The organism is Hymenobacter ruricola, from assembly GCF_015694525.1.
GTDB lineage: Bacteria > Bacteroidota > Bacteroidia > Cytophagales > Hymenobacteraceae > Hymenobacter > Hymenobacter ruricola.
The window spans coordinates 324,514-341,115 of record NZ_JADQDM010000001.1 but is presented as its reverse complement, the minus strand read 5'-3'; the positions used below and the strand labels follow the sequence as shown (position 1 = coordinate 341,115).

General features: G+C 63.7%; 14 protein-coding genes. 6 read left to right on the top strand and 8 right to left on the bottom strand.

Going from position 1 to position 16,602, the window contains the following annotated elements; translation table 11 throughout:
• Position 1 precedes the first annotated feature (1 nt).
• Positions 2-1,240, top strand: coding sequence for a hypothetical protein (locus I2H31_RS01495; RefSeq protein ID WP_196291229.1), 1,239 nt, complete (start codon positions 2-4; stop codon positions 1,238-1,240).
• A complete protein-coding gene (locus I2H31_RS01490) occupies positions 1,228-1,836 on the top strand; it encodes a tetratricopeptide repeat protein (protein ID WP_196291228.1) in 609 nt (202 codons plus the stop codon). The genes I2H31_RS01495 and I2H31_RS01490 overlap by 13 nt, the downstream gene beginning before the upstream one ends.
• Before the next feature lie 8 nt (positions 1,837-1,844).
• Here I2H31_RS01490 and I2H31_RS25425 read toward each other — a convergent pair whose 3' ends face one another.
• On the bottom strand, positions 1,845-1,979 hold the full coding sequence (locus I2H31_RS25425) for a hypothetical protein (RefSeq protein ID WP_262895748.1): 135 nt from the start codon (positions 1,977-1,979) through the stop codon (positions 1,845-1,847).
• Positions 1,980-2,344: 365 nt separating this feature from the next.
• On the opposite strand from I2H31_RS25425, the gene I2H31_RS01485 reads away from it, so the two are divergent.
• Positions 2,345-2,752: a T9SS type A sorting domain-containing protein gene (locus tag I2H31_RS01485; RefSeq protein ID WP_196291227.1), complete on the top strand. Its 408-nt coding sequence runs from the start codon at positions 2,345-2,347 to the stop codon at positions 2,750-2,752.
• 223 nt (positions 2,753-2,975) lie between these two features.
• Entirely contained in the window at positions 2,976-4,061 is a 1,086-nt protein-coding gene (gene fbaA, locus I2H31_RS01480; RefSeq protein ID WP_196291226.1) for a class II fructose-bisphosphate aldolase, read from the top strand.
• A 194-nt stretch (positions 4,062-4,255) separates the two neighbouring features.
• Here fbaA and I2H31_RS01475 read toward each other — a convergent pair whose 3' ends face one another.
• The 7 genes from I2H31_RS01475 to I2H31_RS01445 form a co-directional block, all read right to left on the bottom strand.
• Entirely contained in the window at positions 4,256-4,915 is a 660-nt protein-coding gene (locus I2H31_RS01475; RefSeq protein ID WP_196291225.1) for an OmpA family protein, read from the bottom strand.
• Between the two features lie 118 nt (positions 4,916-5,033).
• The gene (locus I2H31_RS01470) at positions 5,034-6,527 is read right to left on the bottom strand and encodes a hypothetical protein (RefSeq protein WP_196291224.1); all 1,494 of its coding nucleotides are present in this window, start codon (positions 6,525-6,527) and stop codon (positions 5,034-5,036) included.
• 62 nt (positions 6,528-6,589) lie between these two features.
• Complete coding sequence (locus I2H31_RS01465; RefSeq protein ID WP_196291223.1) at positions 6,590-7,657, bottom strand: hypothetical protein; 1,068 nt, start codon at positions 7,655-7,657, stop codon at positions 6,590-6,592.
• Positions 7,635-11,042, bottom strand: a complete 3,408-nt coding sequence (locus tag I2H31_RS01460) for an acetate and sugar kinases/Hsc70/actin family protein (RefSeq protein WP_196291222.1) — start codon at positions 11,040-11,042, stop codon at positions 7,635-7,637. The genes I2H31_RS01465 and I2H31_RS01460 overlap by 23 nt, the downstream gene beginning before the upstream one ends.
• A gap of 216 nt (positions 11,043-11,258) precedes the next feature.
• Positions 11,259-12,740, bottom strand: a complete 1,482-nt coding sequence (locus I2H31_RS01455) for a hypothetical protein (protein ID WP_196291221.1) — start codon at positions 12,738-12,740, stop codon at positions 11,259-11,261.
• Between the two features lie 102 nt (positions 12,741-12,842).
• On the bottom strand, positions 12,843-13,253 hold the full coding sequence (locus I2H31_RS01450; protein WP_196291220.1) for a hypothetical protein: 411 nt from the start codon (positions 13,251-13,253) through the stop codon (positions 12,843-12,845).
• Between the two features lie 103 nt (positions 13,254-13,356).
• Positions 13,357-14,694, bottom strand: coding sequence for a hypothetical protein (locus I2H31_RS01445; RefSeq protein WP_196291219.1), 1,338 nt, complete (start codon positions 14,692-14,694; stop codon positions 13,357-13,359).
• A 296-nt stretch (positions 14,695-14,990) separates the two neighbouring features.
• Between I2H31_RS01445 and I2H31_RS01440 the strand changes: the two genes are divergently transcribed.
• Together I2H31_RS01440 and I2H31_RS01435 are read left to right on the top strand one after the other, a co-directional pair.
• Complete coding sequence (locus I2H31_RS01440) at positions 14,991-15,404, top strand: hypothetical protein (RefSeq protein WP_196291218.1); 414 nt, start codon at positions 14,991-14,993, stop codon at positions 15,402-15,404.
• A gap of 176 nt (positions 15,405-15,580) precedes the next feature.
• Positions 15,581-16,597 carry an NAD(P)/FAD-dependent oxidoreductase gene (locus I2H31_RS01435; protein WP_196291217.1) on the top strand — a complete coding sequence of 339 codons (1,017 nt, stop codon included), beginning with the start codon at positions 15,581-15,583 and terminating at the stop codon, positions 16,595-16,597.
• The last annotated feature ends 5 nt before the right edge of the window (positions 16,598-16,602 follow it).

The window sequence follows — 16,602 nt, the reverse complement described above, 5'->3', positions numbered from 1 at the left end:
AATGGACTTTTTCGCGGAGAGCAGGCCGCCGCGTTGGCAATGGGGCACCCGCGGCTGGTGGCGGCTGGCGCTGCTACTGGGTTGCTGCGGCCTCGGCCTGCTGCGCGCGCAAAGCCAGCAGCTGACCGACTTCCACTACGCCGACAGCCTCACCCAAACCTTGGCCGCTGAGTACCGCTGGGCCGAATTGGACTCGGTGGGCCGCGCCGCCCTGCGCCTGGGCACCGATTACCCCGCCCTGCGCCGCCGGCTGGGCCAGGCCGCCCTGGCCCGCGAAAAGCCCGCCCTGGCCCTGCGCCACTACGGCCGCGCCCTGCGCGAAAACCCGCTCGACACCGCCGCCCGCTACGGCCTGGCCCTCGCCTACCTCGGCCTCAACCAGGGCGGCCCCGCCGCGCTGCTGGCCGCCCGCCTGCCCGACTCCCTGCGCCGCCCCCTGCACCTGCTGCCCTTCCAGGCCCTCACCCAGGCGGAAGTGGAAGCCAGCGGCCAGCGGGCCGAGAACCCGCACCGGGGCGACGCCGGCTACTGCCGGCTCGACGTCAGCAGCCGGCTCAGCGCCCGCGTCAGCCTCAACCAAAACGTGAGCTACTTCGGCCAGACCGTGGAGCTGCCCGACCGCCGCCGGCCCGGCGCCGGCCGCCGGTACCCGCTCCGCCAGGGGCAGTACCACGCCCTGCTGGGCGCGCAGCTGGCCCCGCGCTGGCGCGCGCTGCTCGGCTACAACCACCTCAGCAGCGACCTGGGCCTGCTCACCAACCGCGCTGACGACCTCGGCTACGCCGCCCTGGCCTACGCCCGCCCCCACTGGACGGTGCAGGCCGGCGTGTTCGCCGGCACCCTCACCGACACCGCCCGCCTGCAAGCCGACCTGCGCCTGACCGCCTACCCGCTGGGCAACCTGCGCCTCTACGGCTTCGGGCGGGCCAGCGTGCTGCGCTCGGGCGGCCGCAGCTACCCGCACGGCGTGCTGGGCGCCGGCGGCCGGCTGCGCCGCCAGCTCTGGCTCGAAGCCTACGCCGGCACGGGGCTGACGCCCGCGCTGGCCGAACTCGACGGCACCTACGTCTACAACCTCCTCGACCCCGTGCGCGAGCGCGGCGGCGCCAACCTGCTTATTTTGCTGAGCCGCCCGCTGTCGCTGCGCCTGAGCTACGGCGCCGAGCGCCGCCGCGACAGCATCGACGGCCGCTTTTATTCCTTGCACTCCCTTAGCACCGCCCTCGCATGGACCTGGTAAAGCTGACCTTTTCCGCCGCCGCGCTGGCCTGCGTGGCCCCGGCCGCGGCCCGTGCCCAGGACCAGGCGGCGGCCTTCGCCAGCAGCTACGCCGCCGAAGCCAAGGCCGACTACGCCGACGCCATCGCGCCCCTCAAGGCCATTTACACGGGCACCTACGAGCAGAACCTGCGCCTGGGCTGGCTCTATTTCCTGGCCAAAAACTACACCGCCGCCGCCGCTCACTACCAGAAAGCCGTGGAGCAGCGCCCCTACGCCATCGAGCCCAAGTTCGGCCTCATCAAGCCGCTGAACGCGCTGGGGCAGGTTGAGAAAATGCTTGGCCTCTACACCGACGTGCTGAAAGTAGACCCCCAAAACACCCAGGCCAACTACTGGGCCGGCGTCATCTACCTCAACCGCAAAGCCTACGGCCCCGCCGCCCGCTACTTCGAGCGCGTGGTCAACCTCTACCCCTTCGACTACGACTCCAACATCTCGCTGGCCTGGGCCTACCTCAACCTCGGCAAAAAAGCCGAAGCCCGCGCCCTCTACACCAAGGCCCTGCTCATCCGGCCCGGCGACGCGGCGGCCACCGCCGGCCTCAAGCGGCTGTAGCGCAATCCTTAATTCTTGGGCCGGCGGCCGGGCCTGTTCGCCCGTTGCCGGGCGGCGCGCTTGGCTTGCAGGCGGGCGTATTCGTCGGCCTTCAGCACCGCGCGGAGCTGGGCATCTACCTCATCTTCTTCAAAACGGGACATCGGAAATGGGGGGATAAATGAAACATCGGCCGGCGCGCCAGCCCAGCCGGGCGCCGTCGGGCCAATGACCCCAAAAGTCCGTTTCCCGTTCGCGGGCCCGGTCCTTAATCGGCCAACGGGCCTTCTTCGCCGACCACCGGGCACCCAGGGACAAGTTCGGCTTCCGGGCAATTTCCGGCGGGGCCCGTCGTTGTCTCCGGCATTGATGGAAACATTTGGCCATTTTAACGTCATTTTAACCTCAGTCATCGATTAGGGCTTGGCTATTCACTGTGGTTTTTGAATATTTGCTTGTCAGTAAAGGCGTGGTTAACTTACGCTTTGAAAACAAACTGACTGGCTTACCCCCTTTTGCTGCCTGGCTTATGCCTGATTTTTTGCACGATTTTTACGCTAACCAGGCCGCCGTCGGCAGCGGCTGCGCCGTTTCGCCCGATGTCCCCATCAGCGACACCGAACGGCTGGCCCTGCGCCACTCGGCGCACGAAACCGGCGGCCAGTTCATTCTCGACCAGAATTACCCCAACCCCTTCGTGGGCGAAACCACGGTGCCCTTCACCCTGGCCACCGCCGCCGATGTGCGCCTCGACCTCTTCGACATGCTGGGCCGCAAGGTGGCCGGCGTGGTGCGCAAGGGCCGCGGCGCGGGCACCCAAAGCATCAAGCTCAACCTGGTGGGCCTGGGCCTGGCCGCCGGCGACTACGCCTACCAGCTCGAAGTGACGAACCGCCACGGCGTGTTCCGCCAGCGCAAGCTGATGACGGCCGAATAGATTTGGGGTGCGTGAGAGCACAGCCCCCGAGGCCGGCCGCTGCAACGGTCGGCCTCTTTTTGTTGCGCAGCCGTCGATTCTGGGGCCTGGTGCCCCAAGCGGCCGCGCGCCGCTTTTAGGTTCCGCCGCCCCGAGCGTACTTTGTTGCCCGGGACGCCGCTGCGGTGTCCCCGTTGTTCCTTTTGCTCTTCCCACCGCGGCCCCGCCGCATCAAAACCATTTTATGGCTGACCAAACCCTTACCGGCCTGCGGGCCGGCGTGCTGCACGGCGACGAAGTGCAGGCGCTTTTTACCCACGCCAAGGCCCACGCCTACGCCCTGCCCGCCGTGAACGTGACCGGCACCAACACCGTGAACGGCGTGCTCGAAACCGCCAAGGCGGTGAATTCGCCCGTCATGATTCAGTTCTCGAACGGCGGCGCGCAGTTCTACGCCGGCAAGTCGTTGCCCAACGACAAGCAGCAGGCCAGCATCGCCGGCGCCATTTCGGGCGCCCAGCACGTGCACCTGATGGCCGCCCTCTACGACGTGCCCGTGGTGCTGCACACCGACCACGCCGCCAAAAAGCTCCTGCCCTGGATTGACGGCCTGCTCGACGCTGGTGAGAAATACTACCAGCAGTACGGCCAGCCGCTCTACAGCTCGCACATGCTGGATTTGTCGGAAGAGCCGATTGAAGAAAACATCGAAATCTGCAAGCGCTACCTGGAGCGCATGGCCAAAATCGGCATGACGCTGGAAATCGAGCTCGGCGTGACCGGCGGCGAGGAAGACGGCGTGGACAACTCCGACGTGGACTCCTCAAAGCTCTACACCCAGCCCGAGGAAGTGGCCTTCGCCTACGAGCAGCTGAGCGAAATCAGCCCGCGCTTCACCATTGCGGCCGCTTTTGGCAACGTGCACGGCGTGTACAAGCCCGGCAACGTGAAGCTGCAGCCCAAGATTCTGCACAACTCGCAGGAATTCCTGCGCCAGAAGCACAACATTGAGGAGCAGTTGCCCATCAGCTTCGTGTTCCACGGCGGCTCGGGCTCCAGCCGCGAGGAAATCCGCGAGGCCATCAGCTACGGCGCCATCAAGATGAACCTCGACACCGACCTGCAGTGGGCGTTCTGGCAGGGCATCAAGGACAACTACGTGAAAAACGAAGGCTTCCTGCAGGGCCAAATCGGCAACCCTACCGGCGCCGACTCGCCCAACAAGAAGTACTACGACCCGCGCGTGTGGCTGCGCAAAGGCGAAGAAACCTTCGTGGCGCGCCTGAAAGAAGCCTTTGAAGACCTGAACTGCGTAAACCGCCGGTACTAGGCGCCGGGCGCGGCTCTGTCATTGCGAGCGCAGCGCGGCAATCCGTCCTGTTTTCAGCGACTCCTAAGTCCTAATTAAGACAGAAAGCCCCGGCGCCATTGCGGTGCCGGGGCTTTTTGGTAAAAGAACTGGGCTGGTGTTGGCAGGACGGATTGCTGCGCTACGCTCGCAATGACAGAGCCGCCCCCGCCCGCTTACTTTCCAATCGAGCCAATCTTAGGCTGCACCTGGATGATAAACCGCTTGTTCAGCGCCTCCTGGCTGCCCGTGTAGCGCCCGGCCCCGCGGAAGCCGCTGCCCGCCGCCACCACCTCCAGGTTGGCGGGGAAGCGCAGGCCGGCCTGCTCCCACAGCCGAATCACGGCCAGGGCGCGGTTGTAGCTGAGCTGGCGCACGCCGGGGCCGTCGGCGTTGTGCGGGTCGTTGGCGGGGTAGCGCAGGTCTTTAGCGGCGCGGCCTTCCACCACAATGAGGTACTGCACGTTGTCGTCGTTCTTGATGGCCTGCATCTGGCTCAGCAAAAAGCGGCCGGCCTTCACCAGCGGGGCCTGCGCCTCGGCGGGCAGCACCGCGCTTTGGGGCGAGAACGTGACGGGGAAGTTGAGCTCGTAGCGCTTATAGCGCTCGTTGTAGATGAAATAATTGCTTTCTAAGCGCTTCAGAGCCGCTTTTATCTCGTCGAGCTTGCGCTTCTCCGCCACCTGCACCTTGAGGTCGTAGATGAGCTTGTCGTTGTCGCGCTGCTTGTCTTTAAACAGCTTGTAGCTGAGCACAAACAGCACCAGCATGGTCAGGAACAAGGCCGTCATGAGGTCCACGTAGCTGGGCCAGAAGAAGTCCTTGCTTTCTTTCATGGGTGAGGAGATTGAGGCTTATGGTGGCTGATTAGTAGCGCGAACTTTGTAGTTCGCGTCCCCAAACGATGCTCGAACAACTGTTAACGGCGCGGGAACGCGAACTACAAAGTTCGCGCTACTTCTTGCCCAAAATATTCCGCTGAAACCAGTTGGGCCGGGTAATTTCTTCCAGCACCTTGTTAGTCCGGTCTACTTGCTGCAAGAGCGCCTGCTGCAGCTGCGAGTCGGCTTGCAGGCGGGCTTCCATGCGCTGCATGGCTTGGGCCAGCACCGAGGCCTGGCGCTCCTGCAGGCTGTTGAGCTGCTGCTGCTGCACTGGCAGTTGGGTGAAGGGGTTGAGGTACTCGGTGATTTTCTGGTAGACGTTGTTCTGGTTGAGCTCGCGGAAGTGACGCTGCCACTGCTCATGGGCCTCGGTCGCTTCCTTTTGCAGCTCCAGCAGGCGGCCGTCGAGCTCCACGTCCATGCGGTGCACGCCCTCGCTCACGCCCTGGCGGATTTGGGCGCCGAGGTCGGCCAGCAGCTTGCCGTGCTGGCTGAAGAAGGCCACCTGCTGGCGTAGAGCATCGTCGTGCTGCTGCAGGTACTGCGGCACGCTGGCCAAGCCCTGCTCCAGGGCCGTGAGGCGGTTGAGCAGCGCGGTAATCACCTGCGCCACTTCGGCGCCGTGGGTCACGGTGTTGTTCAGGGCCTGCTGGTAGCCCAGAAATTTTTCGAAAGTCTGGGCGCTTTCGTCCACCCTATCAAACACCTTGATGGTGGCATTGGCCAGCTCCGAATAGCCGATTTTCTCCAACTGCTCCAGGAAGCGTTTTTGCACGCTCACGTTGTCCGTGATGCTGGCAATGAGCGGCGTAAACTCGTGGATTTTGCTGAAAAAGTCGTTCTGAATCTGGCTGAAGAACTCCGCGTTGAACGTGTCCAGCACCGATTTCAGATTGGCCATGCCGGCCTGCATGTCGGAGTTCAGCTTGGGCAGCAGGGCCTTTTGCAGGAAGGTGTAGTAGGCGTTTTTGTTGCGGTCGCGCCCGGCGCGGGCCTGCTTCAGCAGCTGGTTGCCGGCCAGCGTGAAGGCCAGGCCAAACAAGCTGCCAATCATGGCGATGAGCACGCCGCCGAGGAAGTGCTGCACGTCGCCGTTGCTGAACGAGGTGTCCTTGGCCGGGTCCGCCGCGGCCTCGGCAAAGGGGTTGCCCACCAGCGACACCAAGCCCAGAATGGCCCCCGTGAAAGTGCCCAGCAAGCCCAGGTACAGCGGCGTCGAAATCTGCGCCTGAATCTCCTCGTCCAGCGCTTCGGCGTGGCGCTCGGAGATGTCCTTCAGGATGCCAAAATCGGCCGCGGCGCCGCGGTTGTTGAGCAGGTATTCGTTGGTATCGGTGATGATTTGGTTGAATTCCGGCGAGGCGTTGCGCGTCATCAGCGCGTCGTACTGCACGTCAAAATTCCGGTCCGGATTGGCGGCCGTAAACGGGATGGGCTGCACCGCCACTGCCCCGGCGGCCGGGTACATCGCTCCCACCCGCGCGGTGAGCTGGCGGTTGCGCCAGAACACCACGCCCTGCCAGACGACCAGCGCCAGCACCAATACAATTTCAACTAAGAGCATAGCAGGGATTTAGAGCGAAGGTAGAGACGCAAGATTTTGCGTCTCTACCTCAAAACTAATTATTAACTCAGCGCGATGCCGGCCTTCTGCACCACGTGCCAGGCGTCGTCGCGCTTTTCCAGCTTGCCGGGCGCCAGGTTTTTAATGGTGGTGAACTGCTCGGTGGGTGGCAGCTCGAACGCGAAAAACTCCTTAAGCTCCCGCACGCCGTTGCCGATGATGCGCGACTGGTCGGCCTGCGGGCTGAACGAGAACTGCGCCGTCGTGGCTTCGGCGTGCGGCAGCGTAATGAGCAGCGGCATCTGCGGCAGCGGGTTGGGGCTGAGCTTGCGGTGCTCGATGCTGGGCACATCGGGGGCCGGCGCGTAGTAATGCACGGGGCCATTGGCGGCAACGGGCGTGGCGGCCGCTTCCAGCGCGGTCAGCGCCTCTACCCGGGCGTCGCGGTCAATGGGCACCTCGTTGCCGGCCACGGTCGAGTCAATCAGCTCCTGAATGGCGGGTGGCGTGGACGTGGGCGCGGCCCATTCCACGGTTTGGCCCGGCTCCAGCGGCGGGCTGTCGGGCGAGGAAGGCGAAGTAGGGTTCATATCGGTGGCGCGGTGCGGAACGGTCCAGTCCTGCGAGCCGCGTGAGGAAGAATTTTTACGCGGTTGATGACCTGATTTACCTGACGTTCCCGAGGACTTTGCAGAAGATTTGCCAGAAGCCGAAGGCCGTGGCTCGCGGCCCTGCAACTGGCTCAGCGACTGAAAGGAGCCCGGTTTGGATATGTTCTCAGCTCTGGGTGTCCCCTGCGTCGCTGCCGGGTCAGCCGGCCGTGCCGATGCTCTGGGCACGTTCTCGGCGCGTTTCCGCGGCACCGGGGCCTCGGGCGCAGGGCGCGGGTCGGCAACGTCGGCCACTTTCCGGGGCTGGCGGGCCAGCCACCGCGCGCCCAGCACGCCAATGGCAATGCCGCCCACCAGCAGGCCCAGCATCCAGGGCCAGTTGGAGGCCGAAGCGGCCGGCGCACCAGCCACCGAGTCGGAAGCCGCGGGCTGGGCATGCGCGGCCGCCCCGCTGCCCAAGGCCAGCAGGAGCAGCAGCGCCCACCGCCGCAACGGGCTAGTTGAGCGGCTGCGCGTCATGAAGCACCTTGGATAGCTCATACAGGGCGTTTTTGAACGGCAGGAAGAACAGGGTTTCGGGGATGGTGTCGCCGTCGCGCAGCACGTCGGCGTACTGCTGGCGGTAGAGGTTGAACGAGTCGCCGAGGCTGCGCTCCAGCGTGGTCATCACCAGGCCGGGGTCGTTTTTCACGCCCAGGTCGGCCTGCACGCGCTTCAGCTCGGGGTCTTCGAGCAGCAGCTTGAGGCAGGCGCGGGCGTTGCTCAGCACGGCCTGCTTGATTTCGTCAGTCACGGCCGCGGCTTCCAGGTGGTGCTCGCCTTTGTCAGCCAGCGGGTTTTCGGCATCGGGGGCAACGCCCACGGGGCGCACCAGCGGCGGGTCCTGCGGAATCTGGCCGGTGGCGAGCACACCGCCGTTGGCGGTGGTTTGCTTGGGGTCGTCGGCCAGCTTGATGCGGAAATCGGCCGGCACGGGCTGGCCGGTAGCTTTCTCCATGATGAGGCGAGCCAGCTTCTCCACCGGCTGCAGGTTAGAGCCAGCCGCCAGCAGGCGCACATAGAGGCTGCCGCGCCCCGTGAAGCACAGGTAGCGCGGCAGTTGCTGCCCATTGGCCACCGTCACCTGCGCCACGTGGTAAATGAGCGCACCGAAGTGCAGGTAAAACAGCACCCGCAGGTGCTCAGCCCGCAGCAGCCGCTCGCTAAAGCCCAGCAGCTGGTCGTAGTTGAACAGGAAGCTGGCCACGTCCTCGGAGCCGAAATTGTCGGTTCCTTCGGCCACCAGCACGTATTCGCGGGCCCGGCGGGCAGCGGGCGAAAGCACGGCGCTTTGCACCCCGGCCACGCCGAAACGCACAAGGCCGTTGTCCTTCGAGCCGCGCACTTCGGCGCCGCCGTCGCCCCACAAGTCATTGCCGGCGAAGCGGAACGAGGTGCTCAACACCGGCTTGCGGTCAGCATACAGCAGCACGTCGGTAGTGCCGCCGCCGATGTCGATGAAGGCCGCATTCTCACCCGGCCCCAGCGTCACAATATTGCGGCGCGTGAGGTAGTAGTACGGCGCCGTCGACTCGACCATGCAGGGCATGGACGCGGTGGTGTGGAAAACGTCGTGGAACAGCGTGTCCCACTCGCGCTGGTACAGGTTGCGCTGGTAAGTCGAGAAGCTCAGCGGGGCAAACCAGGTGATTTGCGTAGCCGCGAGGTTGCCGCCGTTCAGGGCCACCTTGGCGCGGCACAGCAGCAGGATTTCCTTGAAAAACGCCCGCACGCGGTTGGTGTTGGCGATGTTCAGCGAATTATCCCACTTCAGATTGGTGTGGTAATTCGGCCGGCGCTGCTCTTCGGTGATGATGCCGAAGGCCACGTTGATGTTGCCGAGCACGCTCAGTTCCTGGGTGGCGTAGTTAACGGCCTCGTAGGTAGCGGTGCGGGCCGGGAAGGCGTAGGGCGAATTGTCGGCCCCGATGATGGGCGGCACGAACTCCCGCTCCTGGTACTGCTGCCAGCGCTTGATTTGCACGAAGTTGGCCGGGTCATCGTCGATGCCGCGGTACAGGCGCTCGTAGGTGCTGCGGTCGGGCTCAGCGGTGCTCTTTTTGAGCAGGGCCACGGGCGTGTCGGTCAGGCCGAAGCTGAAGGGCCTGGGCTCCTGGCCGGGGCTGTCCTGCATGGCCACGTGGGTGTTCGTGGTGCCGAAATCGATGGCAAAACGGTACTCCTTGGTGCCCTGGCGCACTTCGGGCCAGCGCGGGATGATGAGCGCGCGGCCCTCGGCCGGGGCCGGGTTCAGCACTTCGAGGTAGTCGAAATGCGTGCCGCGCACCTCGTAGTAGGTGCTGCCCTCGTCCTGGCTGGTTTTGGGGGTGCGCTCGTAGCGGGTGGCGCTCTGGTCGGTGCCGGTTTCGCTGAGCTGGTGGCCGTTGGCCCAGAATTTCAGGTCGACTTTCTTGGTCACCATGCTCGGGTCGATGTTGTTGGCATCCACCAGCATGACTTTGTAGAAGTCGTTGTACTGCGGTGCGTCGGCCACTTTCACGAACGGGAAAATAGACAGCGCCACGTTGGTCACCAGCAGCCGGCCGATGTTGTCGCCCTGTGGGTTGGGGTAGTAGGCGCGCTCGTAGTCCACGTAGTCGCCGCCGCTCACCGGCACGCGCAGCCGCACCCGCACGCTGGCCGAATCCATTTCCACCGTCAGGTGCTCGGCCAAATCCTGGGCCGTGAAATAGTCAAAATACGTGGGCTTGAGGGGCAGCAGCGGCCAGTTGCTGGGTTTGAAGCCCGGCGCAACCTTCAAATTGCCGCTGAAAAAGCGGGTGTCGTCCACCTCGTACGGCACCGTGAGCAGCGTGTCTTCCAGCAAGTCGTTCACCGTGAGGTAGGGGTACGGCAGCTCCGGGCCGGGCAGGGTGCGCTCCTTCAGCGGGCGCGCATCAGCGGCGGGCACGATGGCGCCGCTGTCGGCAAACATGGTTTCGTTGAAGTAGCGCTTGCCCACGGCCTTCAGCCCGGGTCGCAGCACGATGGGCAGCGGCCCCGCCACGCCCGGCCGGCTGGGCCGGATGAACAGGTCCGAATTGCGCACCGTCCCTTCGTCGGGCCGCACGCGCAGCAGCACGCCGGCCACGTCAATCTGGTTGTTCGACGCATCCGTCAGCACCGGGAAGTTGCTCAGGCTGGCCGAGCCTTCCAGGGCCCACTTCTGCAACTGGCTGCGGTCGAGGGTGTCGCGCACCAGCGGGGCCAGCGACGTCAGCGCCGGGTCGCCGGTGAAAAGCTGGTACACGTAGTCGCGGAAAGCGGTTTCGCGGGCTTCCAGCGGCACGTAGGTGCTGTCGAAATAATAGCCGCCGCCCTGGGGCCGCTGTACCGGCAGCGGGCGCACGTTGGGCGCCGGGAAAAACAGCGTGAGCGGCGAAGTGCCGCCGATGAGCTGCGGCACCCCGTTTGGGCCGGGAAAATAAATCAGGTGCAGCTCGGTCAGCTTCGCAAAGCGGCCGTCCAGGTACAGCGCCAGCACGTCGGCCAGCGGGCGGGTGGCGGGGTTTTGGCGCAGCTTGGCCAGTTCCTCGTCTTTGCGCCAGGCCCGGATTTGCAGGCGTTGGCTGGCCAGCTTGCGCTGGTGAAAGTTGAACACCATCTCCCACACGTCCCAGAAGTGGCTTACCAGCTGGTGGTAAACGGAATCCTGGGCGGCCCCGCCCTGCGTCACAAACCGCAGCGCGGTTTCCACCAGGTGCATGCGCGCGAAGGGCGAGGGAATGGACACGGCCACCTTGGCCGCGCGGCCGCCCTGCGGGTCGCGCAGGCGCTCCACTTCGTGGGGGCCAATTTTTCCAGTCGGTCCCCAGCCCTCGTGGGTGCTGGAGCCGGTATCGTGCAAACGCAGGATTTTAGCCATGAAGGTTGTTTTCGGTCAAATGGCGCGAGTTGTTGAATCGGCGGTCATTGCGAGGGCGCAGCCCTTGGCAATCCGTCCTGTTCTCAGCGCGTCACTTAGTAATGTAATGAAGTTAAAATTGTTGAGGGCTCTACCCAAGACTTAAGGCTTGTCACTTCTCGAAGCTGGTCGCATTGAGAGGACGGATTGCCGCGCTACGCTCGCAATGACAAACGGCTACGAGTATTGCAGCTTCTTGTCCAGAATCTCGCCCGTGGCGTCTTCAAAGGCCTTTACCACCCAGCGCAGGGCCTCGTTTTCGGTGGGGTTTTTCAGCGTCGCCTTGCCCACGGCTTTGGTGAGCTCGTCGCGGAAATAGCCCGGCGTGATGCCTTTGCTGAAAATGCCGGTTTCGACCGTTTTATCGGCCACCATTTTGTTGAAATCCATTTCGTCGGCCCGAATGGCGGTGTAGCGGCGCTGGTTCACGCCCAGCTCCCGAATCCACTCGTTGTACTCACCGAAAAAGTCGTACAGTTCGCGCAAGGCGCGGTTGTTGCGCAGTTGGGCCGACAAGTCCCCGGCTTCGTAGTAGGGGGCTTTTTCATCCTCCGGCGTGTGCTTGAGGAAATAGCGGGCGAAGTAGTGCAACTGAATGAGCGGGCGGGCCACCTCCTGGCGCAAGTCGCTGGGCAGCTGGCCGAAATCGACGTCGGTGCTGTCCGATTTCAGGCCGTACTCGTGGTACAGCGGCTGGTTACCATCAAGCTGGTTGTCGGGCACTTCCATGAAGTGCTGGATGGACAGCGCGCCCAGCATTTCGAGCAGGTGGGCCTGGTTGCGCTGCTCGGCGCGGCCGGGGTGGTTGGCCAGCGGCTGGCCCGGCTGGTCGCCGAGATAGTACAGGGCTTCCAGCCCTTGCAGGTTGTCGGCGTAGTACGACAGGGCCGTTTTGGTCTTCGTAATGAACGTATTGGAATCGATGAAATCCTGCCCGGCGGCCTTTTCATCGGCCGAAGGTTCCTGCAGCTTGAAGTAAGGCAACATCACCAGTGCGCCGGCTTTCAGGCGGCGGCGCACTTCGGGGTGGGCCAGCGGCGAGTTGGCGTCGCGCAGGTTTTTCACCAGCAGCGGGAAGCCGGCCGCGCCCGTGCCGCCAAAAATCGAGCTAATGAAAAACGCCCGGTCGCCGTCCTGCAGGCTCTGGGCGAGGTAGCGCATTTCCTTGGACTGCACCACGGCATTGAGTACCACCGAGCCCACGTTGGGCGAGCCGCGGAAACCCACGTCGAGGTTGGCCGCGAGGCTGTCCTGCGTGAACAGCAAATCGACCAAACCCTGCGTTTCCACCGAGAGGTCGTTGTATTTCAGGTAGTCGCGAAAGGGCTGGCTGATGCCGCCGAAGTCGTACACGAACGAGTCGCGCAGCTCCTCGCCGCCGCCGCTGGTGTTGAGGTGGGCCAGCGTGTTCATGGGCTGGCTGAAAAAGCCGGTTTTTTCCTTCTGGCCGTCGCCGTACAGGGCCTCGTGGATGCGGGCGTAGCGCTTGAGCAGGGCCACGGTGCGGGTCACGTCGCCGTTCTGGGTGTCGGGGTCGATGAGGACGGGCACCACCTGGTCGCAGTTCGGAATGCGCACGCCCGAGGCCAGCAGCATGGTGAGGGAGCGCAGCACGCGGGCCCCGGTGCCGCCCACGGCGAAGATGAATAGTTTGGACATAGCTGAGTTAAGAGTTAAAAGTTAGGAGTGAAGAGTTGCCAGCTGGAGTTAGAATCGGCGCCTAGCCAACTCTTCACTCCTAACTTTTAACTCTTAACTGCTCTAAAACGGCCCTACAAACGGCGTGGTGCGCGCGTAGGTGCTCCAGCGCTTCAAGAGCACCGAGAAAATAAGGAACCACAGCGCCGCCACAATCATGTTCACCACCATGAAATAGCCCAGGTAAGTGCTGGACTCGGCCCCGTGGCTGGTGCTGAAATGGTGGGCCAGCGCCACGCCCAGCCCGGCGGCCAACGCCAGCGTGAGCACCCAGTGCGTGGTCCGGAACATGCCCGTGCGCAAAGCCGAGTTGAACACGTAGTAAAACGCCAGCACCAGCAGCAGCGCCACGCCCAGCGTGCTCCAGCCCACGGCCGCGAAAATGTCGGTTTTATACAAGCCGTAGTCGGCCGGGCGCTGGTTCTGGAAGATGGAAATCAGAGCCGAATACAGGCTGGTGAAGAAGGTTTGCATAGGAGAGGTGAGAAGTGAGACTGGGAGAACTGAGACGTGAGAAACCTAAGAATGGAGAACAAGCCTTGTCTCCTATCTCACTTCTCAATGACTCGTATCTCCTTTATTTATCGTTTTTGAGGGGAAGCTGAACCGTGAATACGGGCGGCAGCGGCGTGGGATACGACTGGCGGACGCCGGCCAGAATCTGGTCGAGGCCAAACGTGCGCGGCGCGGGCGTATTGTCGTTGGTGGTGCTCCAGGCCGCCACCCAGTCCGGCGTTTCCGGAGCGGGCAAAGCCAGGCTGAGCGTGGCGGTGGGGGCCGCCAGCTTGCTCACCCGCAGGCGCAGGGCGTGGGTGTAGGGCGCCAGCACCGGCTGGCCGCTCTGCTGCTCTTCGGTGAGGGCGCGCACCGAGCCCGGCACCAGCGCGGCTTGCCCGTTGGGCAAGCGCACCTGCAGATGTTGGGCCAAAAAGGCCGTTTGCTGCCACGCAGCGGGCAATTCTTTCAGGTTCAGCCCCACCGTAAATTCGGCCGGGTCGTCCGACACTTTCATGGTCAGGCCGTTATCCTCGCCGTACACGCTGCCGCTGGGCTTGAGTTTGGGGTCGGTCAGTTTCACCAGCAACGGCGCGAAAGCCGGCGTGCTCGTCTTCAACCCGAAGAAGGCTTGCTGGGCCGGCGCGTTCCGGAACACCTCGGCGGTGAAGCGCGCCACCAGTGCGGGCGGCCCAATCACCCACACGTAGTAGGGCACTTTTTCGCCATTCAGCGTGCGCTTTTGCACCGGCGTTTTCACGGCCGGGAAGTAGCTGCCGTAAAAACGCGAAGTCTCGCCAAACACCGCCACGGCCAGTTGCTTCTGGCTCACGGGCGCGATGGACGTGCGAATGAGGTTGGGCAGCTGCGAAAACGCCGACCGGTCCTCGGGCCCATAAATGAAATCGGAAATGACGACACTGACCTCCTGCGCGGCCTGCGGGCGCGCCAAAATGCCTTCCAGCATCTGCGGCAGCTCGGTGCCCAGGGCGGCTTGCGACACGTTGCCCTGCACCAGGTTGCGCAGGTCGGCAAAGGGCACGGCCTTGGGTGCGGCGTTTTCGCAGAGGTAGTATTTGCGGCTGTTCACGGCGCCGTTCACCTGCGTTTCGGTGATAAGCGCGCCGATGCGCTGCTGAAATTCGGTGGCGGGTTTGTCGGCCCCGCCGCGGGGCACGAAGCCTTTCATACCGCCCGAATATTCCAGAAAAACGCTCACGTTGAGCGGGGCGGCTTCGGTCTCGGTGGGCGCAGGGGTGGCGGGTTTGGCGCCCTTAGCAGGTTTAGAAGCAGTGGTTTCGGCGGTTTCAGAGCCGCCGCAGCTGGCCACCAGGGCCATGGCCCCGAGCAGCGCGCCGGCTAGCCGGAAGCCCCGGAAAAAACGCAAAGCCCGGGGCTCGGCGGAAACAGATGTCGGCATGGAGTAAGCGCTAGGCAGGATTTTGGGCGAAGTATAGGCATTACGCAACGAAATGCCCCACGGCCGAAAACCTGAGCCGGTAAACGCCGCCGGGCCGCGCTTGGTATGGTGCCGGCGCGCAGCAGGCGGTTTCGCGAATAATCGGCTACTGCAAAACATGTGCTCATAAGCCCAACCGCGAGCGGTACTTCTGGCCCGCAGCGCCATTGTCCAGCTTATGATTGTATATAGCCAGCAATATTTTGTAATATTGCATAAAAATTGGCCGGAGGTTGTTGTTCGGTTTGTGTTGTCTGATGCGCATTGTTGCTTTCCGCCCCGAGTACCAAATAACCGTCGACCGGGCCCAAAACCGGATTTTCTACCAGAACTTCAGCGCAATGCGCGCGGCAGCATCCCTCCCCCACTACCGCCACGACTGGTCGGCCGCCCTGGCCGAAGTGCGGCCGGGCTTCGTCATCCTCAGCGACATGCAGGTGGTGAACGCGCACGGCACCGCCCTGCTCTGCGAGTTTCAGGCCGTCGAGCAGCTCATCGTGCAGCGCGGCGTGACCCTGGTGGCCGAAGTGCATGTGCCCGGCCTGCCCACGCGGCGCTACTCCGACGCCGTGACCACCAGCCAGGCCATGCCCGTCGAGTATTTCCTCGACATCTGGGACGCCACGCAGTTTCTCGACGAGCTACAACTTCGCACCGACACGGCGGCTTAGCGCCGGCTGATTCCGGGCTTTTTGAAGGGCTTTCGGCCAACGATTTAGGCGGGCGCGTTGTTATAACCCGAGGCTGCGTTGGCGGCCCCGGCCGGTGGCCGTACCTTTGCCCCAGCGGCTTCCTACGTTGTGGCCGCTTCAACCCGACGCCCGGTTAAAGGCACTTATTTCATCCTATGTCCACTCCCATTTCCACTGACATTTGCATCATCGGGGCTGGCCCGGTGGGCCTGTTCGCCGTTTTTGAAGCCGGTTTGCTTAAGCTCCGCTGCCACGTGGTGGACGCCCTGCCCCAGCCCGGCGGCCAGCTCTCCGAGATTTACCCCAAGAAGCCGATTTATGACATCCCCGGCTTCCCCGAAATCCTGGCCGGCGACTTGGTCGACAACCTGATGAAGCAGATTGAGCCCTTCCAGCCCACCTTCACGCTGGGCGAACGGGTCGAACAATTCCAGAAGCTCGACGACGGCTCGTTCCAGCTTTTCACCACCGACGGCTCCGAAATTCATTGCAAAGCCGTGGCCATTGCCGGCGGCCTGGGCTCCTTCGAGCCGCGCAAGCCGGCCGTGGAAAACCTGGAGCAGTTTGAGGGCGGCCGCGGCGTGCACTACATGGTGCGCGACCCCGAGCACTTCCGCGACAAAAAAATTGTCATCGCCGGCGGCGGCGACTCGGCCCTCGACTGGACCAACTTCCTCGCCAACGTGGCGTCCGACGTGACGCTGGTGCACCGCGGCACCACCTTTCGCGGCGCCGCCGACTCGGCCGAAAAAGTGAAGACGCTGGCCGAAGCCGGCAAAATCAAGCTCGTGCTCAACTCCAACGTGACGCACCTGCACGGCAACGGCATGCTGAAGGAAGTGACCATCACCGGCAACGACGGCCAGGCCGAAACCGTCCCGCTCGACTGCTTCATCCCGCTTTTCGGCCTCACGCCCAAGCTCGGCCCCATCGGCGAGTGGGGCCTGGAAATTGAGAATGACGCCGTGAAAGTGGATACGGTGGACTACAGTACCTCGCTGCCCGGCGTGTTTGCCATCGGCGACATCAACACCTACCCCGGCAAGCTCAAGCTCATTCTCTGCGGCTTTCACGAGGCCGCGCTCATGTGCCAGGGCGCCTTCAAATACATTTTCCCCGACAAAAAATACACGCTGAAGTACACCACCGTCAACGGTGCGCCCAGCATGTAAGTGGG